The sequence below is a fragment of the Sulfurospirillum sp. UCH001 genome (genome assembly GCF_001548035.1).
Taxonomy (GTDB): domain Bacteria; phylum Campylobacterota; class Campylobacteria; order Campylobacterales; family Sulfurospirillaceae; genus Sulfurospirillum.
This window is the reverse complement of record NZ_AP014723.1, coordinates 2,011,460-2,032,791: the sequence shown is the minus strand read 5'-3', so window position 1 is coordinate 2,032,791 and position 21,332 is coordinate 2,011,460. Positions and strand designations below refer to the sequence as shown.

At 35.2% G+C, this 21,332-nt stretch carries 21 protein-coding genes; 7 read left to right on the top strand and 14 right to left on the bottom strand.

Going from position 1 to position 21,332, the window contains the following annotated elements:
- Entirely contained in the window at positions 1-2,421 is a 2,421-nt protein-coding gene (locus UCH001_RS10185) for a heavy metal translocating P-type ATPase (protein WP_067177532.1), read from the top strand.
- A gap of 3 nt (positions 2,422-2,424) precedes the next feature.
- Entirely contained in the window at positions 2,425-2,664 is a 240-nt protein-coding gene (gene ccoS / locus UCH001_RS10180; RefSeq protein ID WP_067177530.1) for a cbb3-type cytochrome oxidase assembly protein CcoS, read from the top strand.
- A gap of 48 nt (positions 2,665-2,712) precedes the next feature.
- Here ccoS and UCH001_RS10175 read toward each other — a convergent pair whose 3' ends face one another.
- Positions 2,713-3,012, bottom strand: coding sequence for a c-type cytochrome (locus UCH001_RS10175; protein WP_067177528.1), 300 nt, complete (start codon positions 3,010-3,012; stop codon positions 2,713-2,715).
- Positions 3,013-3,159: 147 nt separating this feature from the next.
- Here UCH001_RS10175 and UCH001_RS10170 point away from each other — a divergent pair, with 147 nt between their 5' ends.
- Genes UCH001_RS10170 through gmhA form a run of 5 tightly spaced genes read left to right on the top strand, consistent with a single transcriptional unit; the run spans position 3,160 to position 7,358 of the window.
- Entirely contained in the window at positions 3,160-3,864 is a 705-nt protein-coding gene (locus UCH001_RS10170; protein ID WP_067177527.1) for a hypothetical protein, read from the top strand.
- Positions 3,865-4,374 (top strand): D-glycero-beta-D-manno-heptose 1,7-bisphosphate 7-phosphatase, encoded by a 510-nt coding sequence (gene gmhB, locus UCH001_RS10165; protein WP_067177525.1) that lies wholly within the window; start codon positions 3,865-3,867, stop codon positions 4,372-4,374.
- An 8-nt stretch (positions 4,375-4,382) separates the two neighbouring features.
- Positions 4,383-5,378 carry an ADP-glyceromanno-heptose 6-epimerase gene (gene rfaD, locus UCH001_RS10160; RefSeq protein WP_067177523.1) on the top strand — a complete coding sequence of 332 codons (996 nt, stop codon included), beginning with the start codon at positions 4,383-4,385 and terminating at the stop codon, positions 5,376-5,378.
- On the top strand, positions 5,371-6,789 hold the full coding sequence (gene rfaE1 / locus UCH001_RS10155; RefSeq protein ID WP_067177521.1) for a D-glycero-beta-D-manno-heptose-7-phosphate kinase: 1,419 nt from the start codon (positions 5,371-5,373) through the stop codon (positions 6,787-6,789). The genes rfaD and rfaE1 overlap by 8 nt, the downstream gene beginning before the upstream one ends.
- The gene (gene gmhA / locus UCH001_RS10150; RefSeq protein ID WP_067177520.1) at positions 6,786-7,358 is read left to right on the top strand and encodes a D-sedoheptulose 7-phosphate isomerase; all 573 of its coding nucleotides are present in this window, start codon (positions 6,786-6,788) and stop codon (positions 7,356-7,358) included. Before rfaE1 ends, gmhA begins: the two co-directional genes overlap by 4 nt.
- Positions 7,359-7,361: 3 nt before the next feature.
- On the opposite strand, the gene UCH001_RS10145 is transcribed toward gmhA, so the two are convergent.
- From UCH001_RS10145 to UCH001_RS10085, 13 genes are all read right to left on the bottom strand, one after another.
- The gene (locus UCH001_RS10145; protein ID WP_067177518.1) at positions 7,362-8,402 is read right to left on the bottom strand and encodes a hypothetical protein; all 1,041 of its coding nucleotides are present in this window, start codon (positions 8,400-8,402) and stop codon (positions 7,362-7,364) included.
- A gap of 12 nt (positions 8,403-8,414) precedes the next feature.
- Positions 8,415-9,875, bottom strand: coding sequence for an MBOAT family protein (locus UCH001_RS10140; RefSeq protein WP_067177516.1), 1,461 nt, complete (start codon positions 9,873-9,875; stop codon positions 8,415-8,417).
- A 78-nt stretch (positions 9,876-9,953) separates the two neighbouring features.
- Positions 9,954-10,982: a glycosyltransferase family 10 domain-containing protein gene (locus UCH001_RS10135; protein WP_067177515.1), complete on the bottom strand. Its 1,029-nt coding sequence runs from the start codon at positions 10,980-10,982 to the stop codon at positions 9,954-9,956.
- The gene (locus UCH001_RS10130) at positions 10,982-11,899 is read right to left on the bottom strand and encodes a DUF535 family protein (RefSeq protein ID WP_067177511.1); all 918 of its coding nucleotides are present in this window, start codon (positions 11,897-11,899) and stop codon (positions 10,982-10,984) included. Before UCH001_RS10130 ends, UCH001_RS10135 begins: the two co-directional genes overlap by 1 nt.
- Complete coding sequence (locus UCH001_RS10125; RefSeq protein WP_067177509.1) at positions 11,892-12,872, bottom strand: glycosyltransferase; 981 nt, start codon at positions 12,870-12,872, stop codon at positions 11,892-11,894. The genes UCH001_RS10130 and UCH001_RS10125 overlap by 8 nt, the downstream gene beginning before the upstream one ends.
- Positions 12,873-13,054: 182 nt before the next feature.
- Complete coding sequence (locus tag UCH001_RS10120) at positions 13,055-14,242, bottom strand: O-antigen ligase (RefSeq protein WP_067177507.1); 1,188 nt, start codon at positions 14,240-14,242, stop codon at positions 13,055-13,057.
- The gene (locus UCH001_RS10115; protein WP_067177505.1) at positions 14,232-15,236 is read right to left on the bottom strand and encodes a glycosyltransferase; all 1,005 of its coding nucleotides are present in this window, start codon (positions 15,234-15,236) and stop codon (positions 14,232-14,234) included. Before UCH001_RS10115 ends, UCH001_RS10120 begins: the two co-directional genes overlap by 11 nt.
- A 2-nt stretch (positions 15,237-15,238) precedes the next feature.
- Positions 15,239-16,204, bottom strand: a complete 966-nt coding sequence (locus UCH001_RS10110; RefSeq protein ID WP_067177503.1) for a glycosyltransferase family 9 protein — start codon at positions 16,202-16,204, stop codon at positions 15,239-15,241.
- Positions 16,201-17,328, bottom strand: a complete 1,128-nt coding sequence (wecB, locus tag UCH001_RS10105; RefSeq protein ID WP_067177502.1) for a non-hydrolyzing UDP-N-acetylglucosamine 2-epimerase — start codon at positions 17,326-17,328, stop codon at positions 16,201-16,203. Before wecB ends, UCH001_RS10110 begins: the two co-directional genes overlap by 4 nt.
- Positions 17,325-18,416, bottom strand: coding sequence for a glycosyltransferase family 4 protein (locus tag UCH001_RS10100; protein WP_067177500.1), 1,092 nt, complete (start codon positions 18,414-18,416; stop codon positions 17,325-17,327). Before UCH001_RS10100 ends, wecB begins: the two co-directional genes overlap by 4 nt.
- Positions 18,416-19,504, bottom strand: a complete 1,089-nt coding sequence (locus UCH001_RS10095; RefSeq protein ID WP_067177498.1) for a glycosyltransferase family 4 protein — start codon at positions 19,502-19,504, stop codon at positions 18,416-18,418. The genes UCH001_RS10100 and UCH001_RS10095 overlap by 1 nt, the downstream gene beginning before the upstream one ends.
- A complete protein-coding gene (locus UCH001_RS10090) occupies positions 19,501-20,394 on the bottom strand; it encodes an ELM1/GtrOC1 family putative glycosyltransferase (RefSeq protein WP_067177496.1) in 894 nt (297 codons plus the stop codon). Before UCH001_RS10090 ends, UCH001_RS10095 begins: the two co-directional genes overlap by 4 nt.
- Positions 20,394-21,281 (bottom strand): lysophospholipid acyltransferase family protein, encoded by an 888-nt coding sequence (locus UCH001_RS10085; protein WP_067177494.1) that lies wholly within the window; start codon positions 21,279-21,281, stop codon positions 20,394-20,396. The genes UCH001_RS10090 and UCH001_RS10085 overlap by 1 nt, the downstream gene beginning before the upstream one ends.
- Between the last annotated feature and the right edge of the window lie 51 nt (positions 21,282-21,332).

Sequence of the window (21,332 nt, the reverse complement as noted above, 5' to 3'; positions counted from 1 at the left end):
ATGAGCAAACAACGTTGCGATCACTGCCATTTAGAATATGACTCTTCTATGTTACTTCAAGACACAACTTTTCAAACTCCCAAATTTTTTTGCTGCAAGGGATGTCAAGGTGTTTTTCATCTTTTAAAAGATGAAGGGCTTGACACTTTTTATAAAAAGATGGGCGACACTACCCTTGAACCCCCTAAAGCAACCATGGATGATGCCAGTCGTTTTGACTTGGATGGCTTTATCTCTAAATATGTTAAAACCACAAAAGAAGGTTTAAATGAGATTGCTCTCATTATAGAAGGAATTCATTGCAGCGCATGTGTGTGGTTGAATGAAAAAGTGCTTTCCAAGCAAGAAGGCATTGTTGAAGTGAGCATTAACTATACGAACCATAAAGCAAAAATTGTGTGGGATGGTTCATTGATTAAGCTCTCACAGATTATTGAAACCATTCGTAGCATTGGCTATAACGCCTATCCGTACGACCCTAAAAGTGGAGAAGAAAGAGCAACCGCGCAGCGCAGGGAGTATTATTCTAAACTACTTGTAGGTATTTTCGCGACCATGAATGTCATGTGGATTGCTATCGCGCAGTACGCAGGGTACTTCACGGGTATGGAAAGCAATATTAAAAACATTCTCAATTTTGCGGAGTTTATTTTAGCGACACCAACGCTTTTTTATACAGGTTCGATTTATTTCAAAGGGGCCTACTATGGCATTAAACATCGTTATATAACGATGGACTTTTTAGTGGCGACAGGGGCAACACTAACGTATATTTTTTCCCTTTATGCGATGTTCTCTCGTAATGCCGAGGTTTATTTTGATTCCGTGACGATGATTATCACCTTCGTGTTTGCAGGGAAATACTTAGAAGTTTTAACCAAGAAAAAAGCAGTCGATACGCTTGATGCGTTTGGAAGCGCTATGCCGACAGAGGTAACACTCATTAAAGGGGATGAGAAGATTTTAACCAGTGTGGAGAGCATTGAAGTAGGCGAAATCATTGAAGTAAGAGCAGGCGATAAAGTTGCAATTGATGGCATAATTCTTGAAGGCGAGGGCTCTTTTGATCTTTCTCGTTTAAGTGGCGAATCCATCCCTGTACTCGCACAAAAAGGCGATAAAATCCTAAGTGGTTCCATTTGTTTAGACAGTGTTATTCGCTACCAAGCGACCAATACATTCTCTTCCTCGATGCTTTCAAAGCTCGTGACATTGCTCGAAGATGCCATGAATAAAAAGCCAAAAATTGAAAAACTCGCCAATCAAATTTCAGGATATTTTTCCAGAACCATCTTGCTCTTAGCATTTTCGACATTGCTGTTTTGGTCTTATCAGAGTAGTTCATTTGAAACAGGTTTAATTATTGCCATTTCTGTTATTGTCATTGCGTGCCCTTGTGCCCTCTCTTTGGCAACACCTGTGGCAACATTGGTAGGACTAGGATTGGCAGCTAAGCGAGGTATTTTATTTAAGGAAGCAGGCTTTATAGAAAGTATGGCAAAGTGCGATACATTAGTCCTTGATAAAACAGGAACGATAACCAAAGGAAAGCCAGAAGTTGTTGAACATCTGTATCTGCACAATTTTGACCACTCTTTGTTGTATGCGTTGGTGAGCAGTTCGACACATCCTATTAGCCAAGGCATTGTACGTTTTTTACAAGACTCTGGGACCACTTTGGCATTGAAGCAGTTAGAGCACATTAAAACGGTGGAAGCTAAAGGCGTAAAGGCATTTTTTGAGGGACATAAGCTTTTAGGTGGCAATGCCAAAATGATGGAAGAAGAGGGCATTATGGTTGCGTTACCTCACAATTTAGACACTTTAAGTCACTACTTCTTTGCACTTGATGGTGTGTTGGTTGCTAGCTTTGGATTACGCGATAGCCTCAAAGAAGGCGCTTGTGAGAGTATTGCTGCGCTCAAAGAGCTTGGACTGCATGTTATCATGCTAAGTGGAGATCATCTAAAAGTTACCCAAGAGATTGCAAAAGAAGCAGGCATTGAGACGTATGAAGCCGCACTTTTACCTCATGAAAAAGCAGCATATATCGAAGCTTTACGCCGAGAAGGTAAAAAGGTGGTCATGGCTGGAGATGGCATCAACGATACACTAGCGCTTTCGCAGAGTGAAATAGCCATTGCTATGGGAAGTGGAGCGGATGTTGCGGTGGATGTAAGTGATGTTGTACTGACCAATGATAGCGTCAATAGCCTATATGAAGCATTTCTCATCGCACGCAAAAGCTTACGTGTGGTGAAAGAGAATTTGCTCTTTTCGCTTCTCTACAATGTCATCACTGTTCCTTTAGCCATGAGTGGTTATGTAATACCGCTGTTTGCGGCACTTTCAATGTCTTTAAGTTCACTGGTTGTGGTTGGAAATTCGATGCGTATTAAAAATGTTCTAAAAAGGCTTTAGAGTATGGATGGTTGGATTATTGCAATGATGTTATGTGCTTCTACACTTTTAGGAGCATTTGGTTTATGGGCGCTTTTGTGGGGAATAAAAAGTGGACAATTTGATGATCATAAAAAGTTTTTAGATGGTACACAGTTCGATAGTGAAGAATCGTTAAATGATGCGGTTATGATGGAACGTAAAAAAGCGGAGATTTTAAAACAAAAAGAGAAAAAAGAGACGGGATACGCCCCGCCAGATTGATACGATCCAAGAGCTTAGCCCTTGGTGTCGTACCATTGAATCAGAAACTTATTTGTATGAAGCGATAGTTGCTGCTACTGCTTTAAGATCTTCATCACTCAAACCAGATGCGATAGGTTTCATAACGCCTTTCATTGCACCACCGTAACTGCCATCTTTATATCCGTTAACAGACGCAACGATTTTTGCTGCATCCCAACCTGCAATGATTTGTGATTTATTGAGTGCTGCTTTAGCTGCTTTATCTCCGTGACAGGAAAAACATTTTGATTGGTAGATCGCTGCGCCATCGGCTGCCATCAAACTAGATACTGCTGCAATTGCTAAAATTGTGCAAACTTTTTTCATTAAGATACCCCTTTTAAGTTGTGTGTGAAAAATTATAACTAACCATACTTTAACCCTGCTTAGTTTTTCTAAGGTAGGTAAAAGTTCAATTTTTGTTTCGGTAAAACTTCGGTATAATCCAATAATTTACATTTGATAGGGGCTCATTTGTTTCGAGGGATAATAGCATTGGTATGTGTGACAAGTGCTCTTTTTAGCGCTACGCACAGTGTATGTGAAGTAGAAAGAACCGATACACTAAAAGCGAAAGAGGCGATTGAGGCTATTTTAGTCAAAGAGCCAACTAATACAGTTTGTATGCTTCAACTTGCCAATATTTATCTCAAACTTGGAAATATTCCTCAAGGATTTGATCTTCTTGTTAATGCCTATTCGATTGATCCTCATAATGTTCAAAATAGCCGTATAGCAACGGTACTTCCTTTCGCACTTAAAGTCACCAACCTCAAGCAACAAGCGGCACGCACCAATGATAAAGAGACGTGGAATAAATTGGGTGATGGTTATTTTGAAATGGGCATTTTTAATGAAGCTGCGCAGATGTATAAAAAAAGTCTTTCAGCCGATAGTATGCAGCACATGGTACGCCTTAAACGTGCTCTTGCGCTTCAGAAAAATTTGCAAATTTACACTGCCATTGAAGAGGTGCAAAGTGTACTTGCGAAAGAGCCGAAACATCTATATGCAAACTATTACATGGGAAAATTTTTAGCCTATGATTTGAAAAATCGTGAAGAAGCGAAGATCTTCTTTATCAAAGCAAAAAATACTTTAATCTCTCAAAAAGACTCGTTTGGTTATTTGGAATATACAAATTTATTGAGTGATATCACGAAAGAGCTTGGAGAATAAGTGCAGAAAGCTATTTTTTTAGATCGTGATGGTGTTATCAATGTCGATAAAGCGTATGTCTATAAAGTCGAAGATTTTGAGTTTTGCAATGGAATATTTGAAGCGCTAAGTCATTTTCAAAAGCTTGGTTATCTACTTATTATTGTGACCAATCAGTCAGGCATTGGGCGAGGATATTACCGCGAGGAAGATTTTCAGACCTTAAGTAGATGGATGCGAAAAGAGCTTTTAGATGCCAACATCAAACTGGATGCTATCTATCATTGTCCGCATGATCCTGAAGCAAACTGCACTTGTCGAAAGCCTAAAAGTGGTATGTTTGAAGAGGCCATTAAGACGTTTGATATTGATGTAAAAAGCTCATGGATGATCGGCGATAAAACAAGTGATATAGAAGCCGCAAAGGGTGCGAAGATAGAAAACACGATCTTTCTTGGTGAAGATCAAAACAGTGGGGCTAAATATTGCGTTAATTTAGTTTTGGATACAATAGACCTTATTCAATATTAAGGTCTGACATGTTTAATTCCAAAACCGTGCTTATTACGGGTGGGGCTGGGTTTATCGGTAGCAACCTTGCTTTTTATTTTCAAGAAAATTTTCCTACTGCCAAGGTTGTTGTTTTTGATATTTTTAGAAGTGAAGCAACCTTTTCAAATGGCAATCTCAAGAGCTTTGGACACTTTAAAAATCTTATAGGTTTTAAAGGCGAAGTCATTAGTGGTGATATCAATGATGAAACAGCCTTATCAAAACTTACCTCTTATAAATTCGATTATATTTTTCATGAAGCTGCCATTTCCGATACTACGGTTTTAGACCAAGGTATTATGGTTAAAACGAATGTGAATGCATTTAAGTCTATCTTAGAACTTGCGTTAAAGAGCAATGCCGTCGTTGTTTACGCTTCAAGTGGTGCAACTTACGGGGATTCGCCTTCTCCTCAGCGTGTTGGCAATGAACAGCCTCAAAATGTGTATGGCTTTAGTAAGCTCTCCATGGATTATCTTGCTCGTGGGTTTTGTGCACAACATCCTTCAATGTCTGTTATAGGGTTACGTTATTTTAATGTGTATGGGCCAAGGGAGTATTTTAAAAATAAAACAGCTTCGATGGTCTTGCAGCTAGGGCTTCAAATCTTAAGCGGTAAAACACCACGCCTTTTTTACGGATCTGATAAAATTTTACGTGATTTTATTTATATTGATGATGTGATACAAGCTAATATCAAAGCGGCATTATCGGGCAAGTGTGGTGTTTTTAATGTTGGTACAGCCAAGCCTCGTAGTTTCCAAGATATTGCTGATATTTTACAAAAAGAGTTAGGTGTCAATTTAGGAACAGAGTATTTTGAAAACCCTTATATTGGGGCATATCAAATGCATACCGAAGCGGATATTAAAACGACACGTGAAGAATTGGGCTATGCACCAAGTGTGAGTTTAGAAGAGGGCATTAAGGCGTATGTCCCAGAGATTAAACGTATATATGAAAGTGAAGTGAAACATGGATAGATTACGCAGTTATCAACCTTCTATTTTAGTGATTGGCGATTTGATGTTAGACCACTATTTGTGGGGGAAATGTGAACGTATTTCGCCTGAAGCTCCTGTTCAAGTCATTGATGTTCAAAGAGAAAGCACGGTACTTGGAGGCGCAGGTAATGTGGTTAATAACCTGTTAAGCTTGGGTGCAAAAGTGAGTGTTCTTAGCGTTGTTGGAAATGATGAAAACGGCAAAGAACTTTTATGTATGCTTGAGACGTTAGGCGCCGATGCCAAAGGTATTGTTAAACAAGAAAATCGAAAAACCAGTAAAAAAAGTCGTGTCATAGCTTCACATCAACAGGTTGTACGTTATGATAGTGAGTCCAAAGATGACATCACCAAAGCTTCTGTTGATGCACTTTTGTCGCAATGTGCTTCCTACATTCCAAATGTCGATGTCGTTTTGCTCTCTGACTATGGCAAAGGAGTGTTAACAACAACCTTTACAAGTCATGTGATAGAGTTTGCAAAAAAATATCAAAAGCCCATTTTAGTTGATCCTAAAGGGGAAGATTACTCGAAATATAAGGGTGCAACACTTATCACTCCCAATAAAAAAGAGGCAAGTCTTGCTACAAAAATAGCCATCAAAGATGATGAAAGCCTTCAAAAAGCAGGAAGCCTACTTAAAGAGAGCTTGGGCTTAGAATATGCCATTATAACGCTCTCTGAAGATGGTATGGCAATTTTTGGTGAGCAGTTTCTAAAAATGCCAACCGTTGCGCGTGAAGTGTATGATGTCACAGGAGCAGGAGATACTGTTTTAGCCAGTATTGGTTATGGGCTCTCGTGTGGGCTAAGTATACAAGAAGCCGCTTCCTTTGCAAATTCTGCTGCAGCCGTTGTGGTTGGAAAACTAGGAAGTGCAACCGTAACTTTAGATGAAGTTGATGCGTATGAGCATAGCTTAAGGGCTGCAACGGCTGAGAGTAAAATTAAAACAAAACAAGAGATGGTACATCTTTTACAAACGAAGAAAAATCAAAAAATTGTCTTTACCAATGGTTGTTTTGACATCTTACATGTGGGACATGTGAAGTATCTGGAAGTGGCAAAAAGTTTTGGTGATATGCTTATTGTTGGGCTTAATGCGGATGATTCGATTAAGCGCCTTAAAGGTGAGAGTCGCCCTATTAATCCACTCGAAGATAGAGCGTATATTTTAGCAAGTCTTGAATCAGTTAGTTATGTGGTTCCTTTTGAAGAAGATACGCCATTTGATCTTATCTCAGCTATTAAGCCCGATATCTTGGTTAAAGGGGCTGATTATGAAGGTAAAGTGGTTGTTGGAAGTGATATTGCTAAAGAAGTACGACTTGTTCAGTTTGTAGAAGGCAAAAGTACAACAAAGATTATTGAGAGGGCTCAACAAAAATGATGGAAATGATAAAACGTGAGATGCTCTCACATCAGGCTGTTATTGCTAAAACCATAGAGAGTTTACAAAGTCATATTTATACAGCATCTATTATCACCACCGAAGCACTTAAAAATGGGCATAAAATCCTTTTATGTGGTAATGGTGGTAGTGCGGCTGATGCTCAACATATCGCCGCAGAACTCAGTGGACGTTACAAGAGTGAAAGACGAGGGCTCGCTGGAATCGCATTGACAACCGATACATCGGTTCTAACTGCGGTGGGCAATGATTATGGTTTTGATCGTATTTTTGATCGTCAAGTAGAGGCATTAGCACGCGAGGGGGATGTACTCATTGGTATATCAACCAGTGGACACAGTAAAAATGTCGTACGAGCCTTAAGCCTTGCTCGTAACATGGGATGTCGCACTATAGGGCTAAGTGGAAGAGACGGTGGTGTGATGAATGAATTTTGCGATATTAATATTGTCGTGCCAAGTGATGATACGCCTCGTATTCAAGAGATGCACATTATGATTGGACACATTATTTGTCAAGCTATTGATTGTGTATATGAGATTGACTAAAATTTAGAAAGTAATATTGTAATTTTTTATTTGGTCAAAGAAAAAAATTAAGTTTTGTTTCTGATTTTCAGGAGTTATAAGAAAATTACCATAATATATTTGGTCAATTATCCAATAATTAATATCTTGAGAATAATGTGTAATATCTTTATAATTGTTTAAATTATGAGTAATTTCTTTTGCTATTTGAAAATCATATAAAGAAACATTTTCCAAAGCTGCTAATTTATTGTACATGTATTCTTTAAATTCTAATATTGTATTCAAACTATCTTTTTCTTCCCAGTCTTTATATGTTAATGCTGAATAAGGGGGGAAAAAAAGAATAAAATTTATATTTTTATTTTCAGCTATTATTTTATATAAACTCTCGTCAAAATTATTTTTTAATTCTTGAAAATTCCAAAGATTTTTTTGATGTTTAAATAATTTATCACGGTTATTCCAATTATCAATAACATTCCCCAAAGTAAAATTCTTTTGATTGAACGCTTGCCATTCAAACATGTGATTATAATTATAGTCTTTTTGATTTTTATTATTATCTTTTGAAAACAATACCTTAAAAGCCCTCTTTAGTGTATCAAAATGTAATAAATATTTATAGTCATTGAAAAAATTATCATCACATAAGTAATCAGGCAATCCATCATAACTTTCTTTGATATTTAAAAATGAATATACATCTAATCCAAATAATACTGTCTGTATATTATGACTAGCAAAAGCTATCTCAAGAATTTGTTTAAACTCATAGGCTTTTCCTCCAGCAATTGACAACTTAATTGGATTATGCATAATCATTTTTGTTCTATCTAAAGTAAAGTTTTCTGTCATTGATGTTCCAATTATAATTGAATTAAAATCATAATTTTTAGCCAATCCAGGATTTAAATATCTTTGATTACCTGAATAATTGAAAGTATATATTTTAGCTTTTCGATAGTGCTGGAAAGGATCAATAGAATAATTAAATAATAAAATAATACATAGAGAAACTATTCCATAAATAATCAAGCTTTTTGACCATTGTTTCACTTTCACATAAGCCCTTTATTAAAAATTGAAATACAAAAATTCTGTTATATTATTTAAAATTAAAATGCAATATAGAAAACTTATAAGTGTAAAAAATAAGTTTTGATGATTAAATTGAAGCTTTTTTGATTTTTCTATAGAATTATTAAAAAATAAGATAAGGAGAAATCCAGAGACAGTCCAAAGTAAAATAGAATTTTTATCGAGTGGGTTAATATTATTGGTTACTTTCCCAAACGTTATTCCAATATTGTTCAAAAAAGCTAATTTGTAAGAGAATATTTCGGGTAACACAATATTATTAAATCCAATAAGTCCAGAAATGACTTTAATCGCATCACTCCACTCCTTGGCTCTAAAAAAGATCCAAGTAAGATTGACAAAATTAAAGGTGATAAACCAAGCAAGGTATCTGTTCATAGAAAATCCAAATGACTTCCAAGCTCTATGAATCATAAGAGCTAAACCATGCAGTGTTCCCCAAAAAATAAAAGTCCAACCCGCACCATGCCAAAGACCACCCAGTAAAAATGTGGTAAAAAGATTGATATAGGTTCTAAACTCTCCTTGCCTATTACCCCCAAGTGGAATATAAATATAATCTCTTAAAAAACGAGAAAGTGTCATATGCCACCTTCTCCAAAAATCTTGAATATCTAACGCTTTATAGGGAGAGTTAAAGTTAATCGGAAGTTTGATATTAAACATCAAAGAGATACCAATAGCCATATCGGTATAACCACTAAAATCAAAATAGAGCTGAAACGTATAGGAAAGACTGGTTGCCCATGCTTCAAAGAAACTAAGTACGGTAGCCGTATCAAACCCAGCATTGGCCCAAATAGCAAATGTATCCGCTATCACCACCTTTTTAAATAAACCAATAGAAAAGAGAAAAAGTCCCATAGCGATATTTCGATAGTTCTTGGTCTTGTTGCGTAGATTGGCAAACTGAGGCATCATCTCTGAATGGTGTAAAATAGGACCTGCTAGTAAATGAGGGAAATAAGTAACAAAAAGAGCATAACGAATAAAATCATACTCTTTGACCTTATCTTTGTAACAATCAACTAAATAAGCAATCTGTGTAAATGTAAAAAAACTAATACCAAGAGGTAAGATAATATGAGGAAGTGGAATAGATGCTCCAAAAATACCATTGAAATTATCTAAGAAAAAAACAGTGTATTTAAAATAGCCTAATAGAGCAATGTTGGCACTGATTCCAAAGATTAATAGTGTTTTTTTCTTGATAACGTATTGATGTTTACTTAAATAGGTTCCTACAATAAAATTAAATAAAATAGAAGAGAGAATCAATGGTAAATAGAGAATATTCCACCAACTATAGAAAAACAAAGAAGCAAAAACTAAAAATGCAATCCCTGCTGATGTTAAACGTTTACTATTGAGATAAAAATAGATAAAAAACGTTATCGGAAAAAATAAAAATATGAACATATGACTGTTAAATAGCACGACAATACTCTCTTATATTCTTGTTTATCAATGAGTGAACAATTAGTAAATGAAAATTTCGCAAATTATAACTAGATTTTATTTAGCGAAATATTTTTGAATAAAACATGTTACAAAATTTGAAAGTCTAAATTGTATAAAATAGTATAAATCATCCAAATTTCTTGCTCTCATATATCTTCTTGAATGTATCTTTTGATTTAGTATCATATTCTTATGTAATGGTGATTGATTGACAATGTTTGTTATCATCTCAAGAAGATTATATTCGTAGAGGACTTTTCTTCTAGCTTCTTGAACGGCTTCAAATCTCCTTTCATATTCTCCTGGGATTGAAATTATGTTTCTAATTATTTCAATGGCTTCTTGTGGTTGATTGATATCTATTTGGATAAGGCTATCTTTAGGAAAATAGTCATATATATTAGGGCATCCACAATATATAGGAACTGTAAAGCCTAAAAATGCATCTGCAAGCTTTTCGCTCCACATATGGTTTTCAATATGGTTCTCAATAACTACATGAAATTTGTAATCATCAAGTGCTTGATATTTTTTTTCTATGAATTGGAAACCTCTCCCAAAACGCTCCATTTCTGGTATTTCTTTTTCCATTAATTGCGTAAAGTCATATCTTTTTTTATGCATAGTATGACCATCTTTTTTATCTGAACAGATTGTAGAAAGTAACTTTGTTTTCGGTAGATGGGTATCTTTAACAATATTATCAAAATCTTTTCCGTAAAGCCAATAAATACCTGTTTGTGAACGAATTGCATTGGTATGAGGGAGAATTTTTTCATTTTGATTTGTAATAAGATAATGAAATTGTCCAGCAAAAGCTTTTCCGTATCTTGAAATTGAACTCGGTTCACTCGTAACAAAAATAGTGTTTTCTTTTGGACATTGGAGGATTTCTGTACTTTTAAGTAAACTTGTTGGCATATTATCTAAAACGACGAACCAATCATAATTTTGTTCGAAAGGATCAAATGTAAAGATACAATTTTTCCATATTCCTTTGTTATTTGGTGATTGGAATTGATATAAAGAAAATTTTCGATAATCTGAACCTCGTGTTACAAGTTTAATGATTTTCTTATCCATTATATAGATTTATCCTCTTTTACAAAAATATTTGTTTTATCATCTTTCTTTGTTAATAAAGATAGATTATTTTTTATTTCAAGCTCATAAGCATCTAACATTTGGTATCTTTGTTTAAAAAGAGATCTTTTTTTTGAAGGTATTTCAGTCATCTCTTTTTTTCTGTTTATTGTGGAGAGTGTGTAAAATTGTTGATTGTCAACTCCTGCTTCTTCCTCCCAATATTCATTATAGTTAGCAAAAAACTTTCCAGTTTTTTTTACTCGAGAACAATTTGAAGTATGAAAATTAGTTTTAACAGCTTGAATGAGTAATAAATTAAAATATGAACCTATGACACGAAGCGTAAAAATTATAAAATTTCTTGGACGTAAGCCATACATTTTTTTTGTAATATCTTTTAACTCATCGCCGTTGACATCGTTACGACTTTGTATTCCACAAAGATATATTTCGACTTGGTTAGATTTTTCTATGAAAGAAAATTGAATACTATAAATTTCTTTATTATCTAAAAGCATCATCAATGTCAATTCCCCTTCTTTCCCAAGATTACCAACATAACATAATCTCAAAGATAAAAGATTTTCTGATAACATTGTTTCTAATAAGTTGAAGCCTTTAAATGAATATATCATTTGAATTTTTTCTGAACAAAATTTTTGCTTAAGAAAAGAATAATGAAAATATATATTTTTAAATTTTTCATGTGTTGGCATATTGCAACATTGATAACTCCGAAATGGTTTATTTAAAATTTCTGGATAGTTAACGAGAAAATAATGTAATTCTTTTTGATTAAGCAAATTAAATAAATCATTTATTTGTTGCTTAAAAAAAATACCTCTAAGTATAAATTTTAGTTTTTTAAAATATGAAAATTTTAAAAATTTTGAAATAGCTATAATACTATACATATGTTAAAACTTTTTGCATTCTATGGAGATAAGTGTGCTCATTCAATGTTCTTTTGAACCCTGATATAATTATTTGTTCAAAATCCTTTGGAGATGTTTCTAATCGTCCAATAATTTCACTTAATTCTTCTATATTCCTATAAACACATATTTCTTTATCTATGTCATACATATAGGGTAATTCCTTTCTAAAATCGTTAATTAATAAAGCACCACAAGCAGGAACTTCAAAAGTTCTCATATTTAGTGCATCAATGTGATTGACTGCTTGATGTTTGTTTAATACGGCTATGTGGGAATTGTAGTCTTTAACTTGCCTAGTCATATTTACTGTACCTTCTTCAATACTATAAAAATTTTGCTTTTTTGAAAGTCTTTTCCAATTCCACCCTTTGAGTGTCAAGGGATAATTGATAGATGTAATAACCGCATCTCTTTCTAAACTCCAGGCACCACAAAAATAAATAGCATTTTTGCGTTTTAAGTTTAATTGTGTGTGAACGTTTGGATTGGCTGCAAATGGTAAATGTATTATATTTTTAAAGGATAATTTATTTTGGATTGTATAATAATATTCTGATTCAAACATAATATCTATAAAATCTACATAGTGTGAATTTACCGCACAGTCTACTCCCCCATCCCCATCCCATGCATAAATTAATGGACGAGAAATAACTTCTTTTAAATGCATGTAATATTCACAGGAGACAAAAAAAGCACTTGTGATAAAGATTAAGTCAGGCTTAAAAGAATTTAATTCTTTTACTATGCGCTTTGCATGCATTACATCAGACAGTTGTTGAGCTTTTTTTTTATTAAAGGGTTTAATTAACCCTCTTAATGTTTGAATAGCAAAAGGTCTTGAGTTAATCTGAAAACTTTTTACTGTATGTCCTAGATATTGAAATGCATCTGAAACATGATTATCCCAATAAAGGTAATTTTTTTTTCCTAAAACAGCTATTTTCATATAAAATAATTCTTTTTATCTTTATTTGAAGCTTTCAATATTTATGGTTCCTTTATATTAAAAAATTATCGTTGCAAGGTGTTTTTTAATGCAATTAAAAAACTTAGATGTAAATTCTATCTTTTTTTAATTTAATAAGATAAAAAAGATTTATCATTTGGTAGTAATAAACTCATTCATTATTATGTTGATTCGATAGTATTATTTTTAGCAAAAATAAAAAATGCAAAAATTGACAGGCTTGACAATGTGGTAATACTTTTTATAATGCTATTATCGAATTGTGTGATAACAAGAAATGCAAAGAACAATGCGAGATAAAAATGATTTCTTATCTGTATTATTTCTCTTAAAATAAAATAGAGTAAAAGTGCAAATGAAATAAATCCAAATAATCCAACAAAAAGCAGTATTTCAAGAATACTATTATGAACACTTAGTATTGGTTGTGAGGCAATAGAGGCATAACTCATAAGACCATAGCCAAAAATATAATTTTGTTTTATTAAATCAATAACATCTTTCCAAATAGGGATTCTACCGCTATCTTCCATCTTGAATAGTTGTCCTAGCCTGAAAAACAGATTATCATAGTAAAAAAATACTAAGGCTATCAAAATAGCAATAACTAAAAATATCAAGAAGTGTTTTTTTGAAATTTTTTTATATTCAGCAAAGCATAAAATGAGAAAAAAGACACCATAAAACAGCCAAGATGCTCTTGAATATGAAAAAAGCAAGTTAAAAAGAAAAATAAATAGAAGAATGCTTAGAATATAAATATTGATGTAAGTGAGTTTATATCTTTGATTATAAAAAAGTAGACCTGTGCAAACTGAAACTCCTATTGACATAAAGAATCCAAAAGTATTTCTATTAAAAGTTGCACCAGAAAGTCCATCATTAATAGAACTAACATTATGTTTTATAAAATCATATTCAAATAGTGCTTGGGATATACCATCAATGCCTTGAAATGATAGCGAAAAAAGTACAGTAAATAACACAAATTTTTTACTGATAATTGATTCTTTATGAAAAAATATAAGTATCACAAATATGAAAAAGTATCTAAAAACATAGTGAAATTCTGCACTCCATGAATCAATAGTTGTAACGGTGCTTAAGCTGTTAGAAATAGTCATACTAATCAAAATAATTCCAAAAGAAAAAACGATGTTTTTATGCTCTATAAAAATACTTTTTAGAATTAATATTTTTTTATGTAAAAACAAATAGGTAAAAAACACTCCAAGAATACCAATAAAACTAATTTGATAAACAGATGTTTTCATGGGTATAAAAGCAATCCACATAAATAAAAAGAATTTTATTAAAAAAGAAAATGATCTATTAGTATTAATATTCATCGAAACCACCATTATTTGAATAAATTTTATTTATCATACTTTGTGTAATCACTTTCTCATTAAAACATTGATGTGCTTTTAACCAACCTTTTTTGCTCATTTTGATTCTTTCTTCATTATGTTCAAGGTAATAATGAAGTTTACATGTAAAATCTTCATAATCGTCAAAATAGACGATTTCATTCTCTTCGATAATTGTTTCAAGATTGGGTATGCGAGGAGAAAAAACCAGTACCCCATTGGCGAGAAGATGAATAATCCTATCGGATGAATACATGCTGATATCGTTTTTTCTGCTGTAGTTAATACCAATTTTAGATCCTCCAATTGTTTTAATGTAATGGCTTCCTGTCAAAACAGTTTCTTTGGTCAGTCCAAAAAAGCCTAATTTTAAATGCGAAAAGGAGTGTTTTAAAAAGTCGATAAATTTCTCGCGTTCTTTATCGTATCTTCCTATGAAAAGGAGATCAAATTCATAATTTTTGTTTTCAAACGCTTTACATGTATCGATGGATGAGTCACAGATATTGGGCAGATAGCTGCACTTTTCATACAACTTTTGATGAAGATTTGTCTGTAGTAACTCTTTAGGGTCTGTCGTAATAAAAAAGTGGTCAATAAGCTCTAATCTTTCCAAAATATGATTTAAATTATAAATCCAATCTACCCACCACATAGCGATTTTCATTTGAGGATACAGCTCTTTTGCCGTGCGTAGAGTTTCAAAGGTGATAAGTTCGCTATGTCCTAAAAGTAAAAGGTCGGGTTCTATATTTTTCAGGGTTTCAAGAAGTGCGTTATTGGCATTTTTGACTCCAAATTTTTTACTTTTAAAGAAAGTGGAGTTTTTTGCGACTTCCCGATAACTAAAGTCATAAACAAAATGGTCATTGCGAATGAGTCCATTGGATATTTTTCTGTCTATTGCGTAGTAAACAGCGCCATATTTTGATTCACTAAAATTTGCACAATGAACGATTTTGAGGGGGATCATTTTTAACCTTTTAAATGTTCGATAATCTTACTAAAAACTGTCGCAACACTGATATTTTTCATACATTCATGCTGTGTTGGACAAACACCTTTATAGCAAGGATGACACGCAATACTTGAATCAGGTTTGATGTATAAATGGACTCCTTTATATTTTTCAAAAGCAGGGCAATGTTTAATTCCTGTTGATCCAAAAATCGTGAGGGTATCTGTGCCTACACCTGCTGCAATATGGGTAGGTCCGCTATCGTTGCCTATGTATAAATCTACAGAATGCAAGATGTTTTTTAGTTCGCTAAGAGAGGTTTTCCCTACAAAATTCAAAACAGTTGGAATACGGTTTTGAATATACGTTGCATCATCAGCTTCTAATTTTGAACCGACGAGCGTAATTTCAATGCCTTGTTGAGAAAGTTTTTGAATGAGATCGCAGTAATTTTCAACGCCCCATTGTTTACTTTTCCATCTCTCGCTACTTCCTGTAGAGAGTGCAATACGATGACATGTGCTTTTTGTTTTATCTTTATATGGTGGCAATAAAATGGTGTCGTTCTCTGGATGTTGAAAATAAGACGCTATGGCATCTTGTGCAACGTTGGCACACAAAAGCATCTCTTGAATATTTTTTGAATGCGTTTTGATGTGAAAAATCTTTTGAAACAGGTTAAAAGATTTATTGATGGTTTGATCTTTGTGTAACAAAAGATTGATGTAGTGCGATGGCTTGTTGCATTGCAGATTGATGACGAGATCAAAATGCTCTTTTCTCAACGATTTTACCGTTGTCCAAAAATTTTTATGAACAACATAATCATCAAAATAGTCACTGTCTTCGTATAACCCTTTTCCAAAAGAAGAGGTGAGCAGAGTGATTTTAGCCTCTTTGAAAAAATACCGAAAAGCTCTAAAAGTAGGCTCTAGTGTCACTAAGTCCCCAAGTGCGGTGAATCGAATAATTAAAATTTTCATGGCATCATAAACTTAACAATTTTTTCGCATGAACCGCCATTCCCGTAAGGATTGTGGGCTTTGCTCATCGCGTTATACGCTAGGTCAGAATCAAGCAAAGATTGCATTTCACGGACGATTTTTGCTGTATCTGTACCCACCAGTTTGACCGTTCCTGCTTGGAGTGCTTCTGGTCGTTCTGTGGTTTCTCGCATCACAAGCACAGGTTTTCCAAGACTAGGAGCCTCTTCTTGCACACCCCCAGAATCGGTAAGGATGATATGCGCATGACTCATTAAAAAGACAAAAGCTTCATACTCTTGCGGAGCGATGAGATAAATATTGGAAATGCCAGAAAGGATTTGTGTGACAGGTTCCAAAACATTGGGATTGAGATGAACGGGATAGACGATGTTGATGGAAGGATTTTGAAGGGCTAGAGCTTTTAAGGCTTCGCAGATGTTGATAAATCCTTGTCCAAAATTTTCTCTTCGATGTCCTGTCACCAATACAAAACGACTGTTTTCAACCTCGAAAGGCAATCCTATCTGTTCCATCAGCTTCTGCTTGAGCTTAGGAGTAGACTTGATTTTGTCTACCGTTAACAAGAGTGCGTCAATAACGGTATTTCCCGTTACCACAATATTTTTTGGGTCAATATTTTCTTTCAGTAGATTTTCTTGCGATGCTTGTGTGGGCGCAAAATGGTACTTTGCTAAAACGGTTGTCAGTTGTCTATTGGCTTCTTCGGGCCATGGCGAATAAAGGTTGTGTGTTCTAAGTCCCGCTTCAACGTGCGCCACTTCTATTTTTTGATAATACGCCGCAAGAGACGCTGTAAAGGTTGTCGTTGTGTCACCATGCACAAAAAGAACATCGGGTTGAAAAGCGTCGAGCACGTTTTTAAGCCCTAAAAGCACATTGGCAGTGATGTCATAAAGGTCTTGATTAGGTTTCATGATGTCAAGGTCAAAATCGGGCACAATCTCAAAAAGTCTAAGGACTTGGTCGAGCATTTGCCTGTGTTGTGCGCTCACGCAGACTTTGGTTTCAAACAACGCTGGGTATTTTTGAAACTCTTTAACCAAAGGAGCCATTTTAATCGCTTCGGGTCTTGTCCCAAAAACGATAAGAATTTTTTTCATAAAAGACCTCGATACTCTCTCAAAGTTGCCTTGGCGATAATGTCCCAATCAAAATCTTTTGTGACGATTTCAAGAGAATTTTTTCCCATGGTTTTAAAGTCTTGCGCTAAAAGGGTGTCAATTTTGTCTGCCAAATCGTGCGGGTTTTTCGCTTCACACAAGTAGCCGTTGATGCCTTCTTTGATGAGCTCTGGTATACCTCCGACTTTAGTGCCAATAAGCGGTAACGACGCACCCATCGCTTCAAGGCCGCTAATGCTGGTTGCTTCCATAAGTGAAGGAAGAATTGAAAGGTCTGAAGCACTGTAATAGTCGATGATTTCATGATGCTTTTTAGCCCCTAACATAAAAAATCTATCTTTAAAATAGCGTTCTAGGTTGGTTTTAATCTCATCAAACTCTTCGCCATCTCCGATGATAAGAAGTTTCAAGTGTGGATTTTGAATGTATTGTGTTGCTAAAGAAAGATACTTCACACCATTTTTTTGCACTAATCGTCTGGTCACAATAGCGAGAATATCATTACTCTTTAGTCCCAATTCGGCGCGTATTTTGACTCTGGCTTCTTCATTGCGTTTGAGTTTTTCGCTAATGACGCCATTGGGAATATAGACTTTTTTTGCTTTGAATTCAAAAGGAACTTCCAAAAGCTCTTTACTCGGTGCTAAAAAGAGAGCTGGTTTTTTGAAAAGTCTTTGTAAGAGGGCGATGCGATAACCACCTTTTTGAATGCGTTTCAAATAACCAGAAGTATGGTTGGTGTAGACCAAGGGAATAGAAGGAATAGTGTAAAATTCTAAAGGTCGCATCCCATGAATGTGAATAATATCTGGTTTGATTTGGGGTAATTTTGCTTGGATGAAACGGTTAATTTGCCAGCCATAGGTTGCTCCAAAAAAGCGCAAATTGACTCGATAGACATCAATGCCATCAATGTTTTCATAAGGCTTGCTCGTCTCTTTGGTTGTTCGGGTGATGACGCTTACTTTACAGCCATTTTTCATCAGTGCCAATGAGAGCTCATACACATGCGCCGTAATGCCCCCCACCGTTGGCAAAAAGTCTAAAGATACCATAAGAATGTGCATTAGTGTTCGAACCTTTTATAAATTTTTACTGTGGCTTCGACCATCTGCTCAAGCGAAAAATGCTCGCGAATGTACGTGTAGCCATCAAATTTCAATGCGGTGGCTTGAGAGATCTTTTCCGCTAAATCTTTAGCCTCACCAATGTTGGTGAAATAGCCATGGATGCCCTCTTGAATGATGTCTAAAACGCCACCATGCCCCGTTGCCACAACAGGTGTGCTAAGGGTAATCGCTTCTGCGACACTTCTTCCAAAACTCTCAGGTTTTTTAGAGCTACTGACGACGACATCGCTTAGTGAATAAATTTCTGCAACTTTGTCACTGCTTCCGCAAAAGTGAATACACTCTTTTACATGTAAAGAATTCACAAGATTTTGAAGTGAGGCAAAATAGTTCTGTTTGTCTTTTCTGACTCCACCGACGATTAAGCCAACAACATTAGGAAATTCTTTATTTAGTATAGCAATAGCTTCTATAAAAGTTTCTAAATCTTTAAGTTGTGTAACACGCCCAATGGTCGAAATAATCCATTTGCCTTCGAGATTAAACTGTTGTTTGAAGCTTTGAATAAACGAAGCATCCAGGTGATGAGGATTGAACTTTTCCAAATCAATGCCTCTTGGAATAACCGTTATTTGTTTTTCATCAACACCATAATGTTTCTGGATGTACTGTTTGATAGCGTTACTCACGCAAATAACGTGCTCCGCTCGTGTCATGATGCGGCTATAAAAACTGACAGAGTTAAAGCCATGCACGGTTGAGACAACTGGGATTTTGAGAAGTTTATTGGCAAAAAAGACCATCCAAGCTGGCACGCGACTTCTTACATGTAAAAGATCGGGCTTGATTTTTTGAAGGGTTTGGTAGAGCTTCCAGATGCGCCACGGGGCACTCAAAATATTTTTAGAACAGACATCAAGCTTTACATGTAAAGCCCCATCTTGTTCTAATTGTGTGACCAATTTTCCACCGTTGCTGATGATGACACTCTCAAATCCTAACTTCACCAGCTCACGTGAAAGCTCGACGACACCACGTTCCACACCGCCTTCATTCAGTTCTGGAATGAGTTGAACGATTTTCATGGCTTGACCTTTTGCGCATACTGTTTAAAGTCAATTTTGCGATTAGAGTGGGCGAGAGTACCATTAAAAAGATGCAAGTAACCTTCTTTTTCAAGGTTTTGTGCCATGGTGAAAAATTTGTTCTTTTTGATGTCACTCAGTGGCAAAATCTCAACAGATGAAGTTCCATAACTGATTGCTTCGCTGATCATTGAGGTTGAGTCTATGGTAATGAAAACGACCTCACAGTGGGCTAGGAAATCGGCAATAGGATTGATCTTGTTTTGTGAAAAAATGACGCTGTATGAAAAAGGGTAACTTAAAAGGAGCTCTTCAATCTCTTTAGATGTCCTCGGTGAAGTTGTTACGGCAATTTCATAGCCTTGAAATGTTTGAAAGATGAAGTCTAGTTGCGTCTTCAAGCGTTCTTTATCCATGACAAAAAGGGCATTGTTCCCACCGATAATGATACCAATCGATTTTTTTTGAGGCGTGAACAGGCCTTTGGGTTCGACGTAACTGAAATTGGCAGGCAGTGGAATAATGTTTTCTTTCAAAGGTGGGTTGTCGTGAACTTGTGCAAACATAAGATGAAAATCATAGCGGTAGCTTTGTGGTAGCATCATAGTGACAGAGGGAATGCCAAGTTTTCGCGCGAGTGTTTTATTGGCATAGTATGTACTAGAGCCTGCTGAGACAATCAGATCGTATGATTGAACTAAAGGCGGGTTCAGTCGAAAAAGAAAAAGCGTGTAAATATTAAGACGGTCCAGTAGATAAGAGAGCAGTTTGCACGCTTTACATGTAAAGTGTACGGCAATGATCTCATAGTGTGCTCCAAGATGTTTTGCAAGTGCGACAGATTGGCTCAGATGTCCCATTCGTCCATCGCTTAAAATAAGAATATTCACTAAGAAATTCTCCAACGATCATGCATCCAAAACCACTGTTCTGGGTAGGCTCGCACAACCTCTTCAATAATATCATTGTAATGTTGAGTTAAACGTGCAATTTTATCTTCATCACTAAGTGACTCGGGTAAAGAAAGTTCCGCACTAGAACCTACAATGAGTTTATATTTACCACTTGCTTGGCGCGCCATAAATAGAGGAATTACAGCAGGATTATAACGGAGTTTCAAAAGAGCTGTTGAGGTTACGGTATCGGCAGGGTTGCCAAAAAAATTTACTTTAATACTGTTCGCCCCAGCAGCTTTTTGATCGATCAACATTCCAGCAATGCCTTTTCTTTTTAACGTCTTGATAATGGCACTGATGGCTTGATCTTTGTATGTCAACGTGTTGCCATAGAGTTTGCGAAATGGTAGGGTTAGTTTTTCTTCAATAAATTTATTATTGCCTTTTCGTCCAATAACAAGAACAGGATGTCCATGCTTAGCAAAAAAATGTGCTAGCAGCTCCCAATTTCCAAAATGAGCTGTAAGAAATAAAATGCCATTTTCTTTATTGGCTAATGCAGTATTCATATCGTGAATAGTTTGATCGTAATCCTCAACCATCTCATCAATATTGATACGCTGTTGCATCATTAAGAAGATTTCCGCAACTAAAATTCCTACACTTTCATAGATTCTTTTAGCCAAAAAGAGACGATCATTCTCATCTTTACCGATGTGTGCACGTTCTAAGTTGGTAAGCGTGATATATCTACGCTTAGGATCTAAACGAAAAATAAGTGCTGCCAAGCCTTTACATAACGCATAAATACATTGTGTCGGCAATAATCTGGTGAAGAGTAATACAGTTTTTACAATATAGTACTCTAAAAAAATTCTCATCTCATCACTTTCAAAATAGAATTAAGCTAATATTGTATCTAAAATGAGCCA

Bases quoted from the DNA above. Each gene is read 5' to 3' on its own strand.
- UCH001_RS10095 (WP_067177498.1), bottom strand. From the start codon at position 19,504: ATGAAAATCGTTCAACTCATTCCAGAACTGAATGAAGGCGGTGTGGAA.
- UCH001_RS10185 (WP_067177532.1), top strand. From the start codon at position 1: ATGAGCAAACAACGTTGCGATCACTGCCATTTAGAATATGACTCTTCT.
- gmhA (WP_067177520.1), top strand. From the start codon at position 6,786: ATGATGGAAATGATAAAACGTGAGATGCTCTCACATCAGGCTGTTATT.
- UCH001_RS10175 (WP_067177528.1), bottom strand. From the start codon at position 3,012: ATGAAAAAAGTTTGCACAATTTTAGCAATTGCAGCAGTATCTAGTTTG.
- UCH001_RS10085 (WP_067177494.1), bottom strand. From the start codon at position 21,281: ATGAGAATTTTTTTAGAGTACTATATTGTAAAAACTGTATTACTCTTC.
- UCH001_RS10100 (WP_067177500.1), bottom strand. From the start codon at position 18,416: ATGCACATTCTTATGGTATCTTTAGACTTTTTGCCAACGGTGGGGGGC.
- rfaE1 (WP_067177521.1), top strand. From the start codon at position 5,371: ATGGATAGATTACGCAGTTATCAACCTTCTATTTTAGTGATTGGCGAT.
- UCH001_RS10135 (WP_067177515.1), bottom strand. From the start codon at position 10,982: ATGGATAAGAAAATCATTAAACTTGTAACACGAGGTTCAGATTATCGA.
- rfaD (WP_067177523.1), top strand. From the start codon at position 4,383: ATGTTTAATTCCAAAACCGTGCTTATTACGGGTGGGGCTGGGTTTATC.
- wecB (WP_067177502.1), bottom strand. From the start codon at position 17,328: ATGAAAAAAATTCTTATCGTTTTTGGGACAAGACCCGAAGCGATTAAA.
- UCH001_RS10115 (WP_067177505.1), bottom strand. From the start codon at position 15,236: ATGATCCCCCTCAAAATCGTTCATTGTGCAAATTTTAGTGAATCAAAA.
- UCH001_RS10130 (WP_067177511.1), bottom strand. From the start codon at position 11,899: ATGTATAGTATTATAGCTATTTCAAAATTTTTAAAATTTTCATATTTT.
- ccoS (WP_067177530.1), top strand. From the start codon at position 2,425: ATGGATGGTTGGATTATTGCAATGATGTTATGTGCTTCTACACTTTTA.
- UCH001_RS10125 (WP_067177509.1), bottom strand. From the start codon at position 12,872: ATGAAAATAGCTGTTTTAGGAAAAAAAAATTACCTTTATTGGGATAAT.
- UCH001_RS10120 (WP_067177507.1), bottom strand. From the start codon at position 14,242: ATGAATATTAATACTAATAGATCATTTTCTTTTTTAATAAAATTCTTT.
- UCH001_RS10110 (WP_067177503.1), bottom strand. From the start codon at position 16,204: ATGAAAATTTTAATTATTCGATTCACCGCACTTGGGGACTTAGTGACA.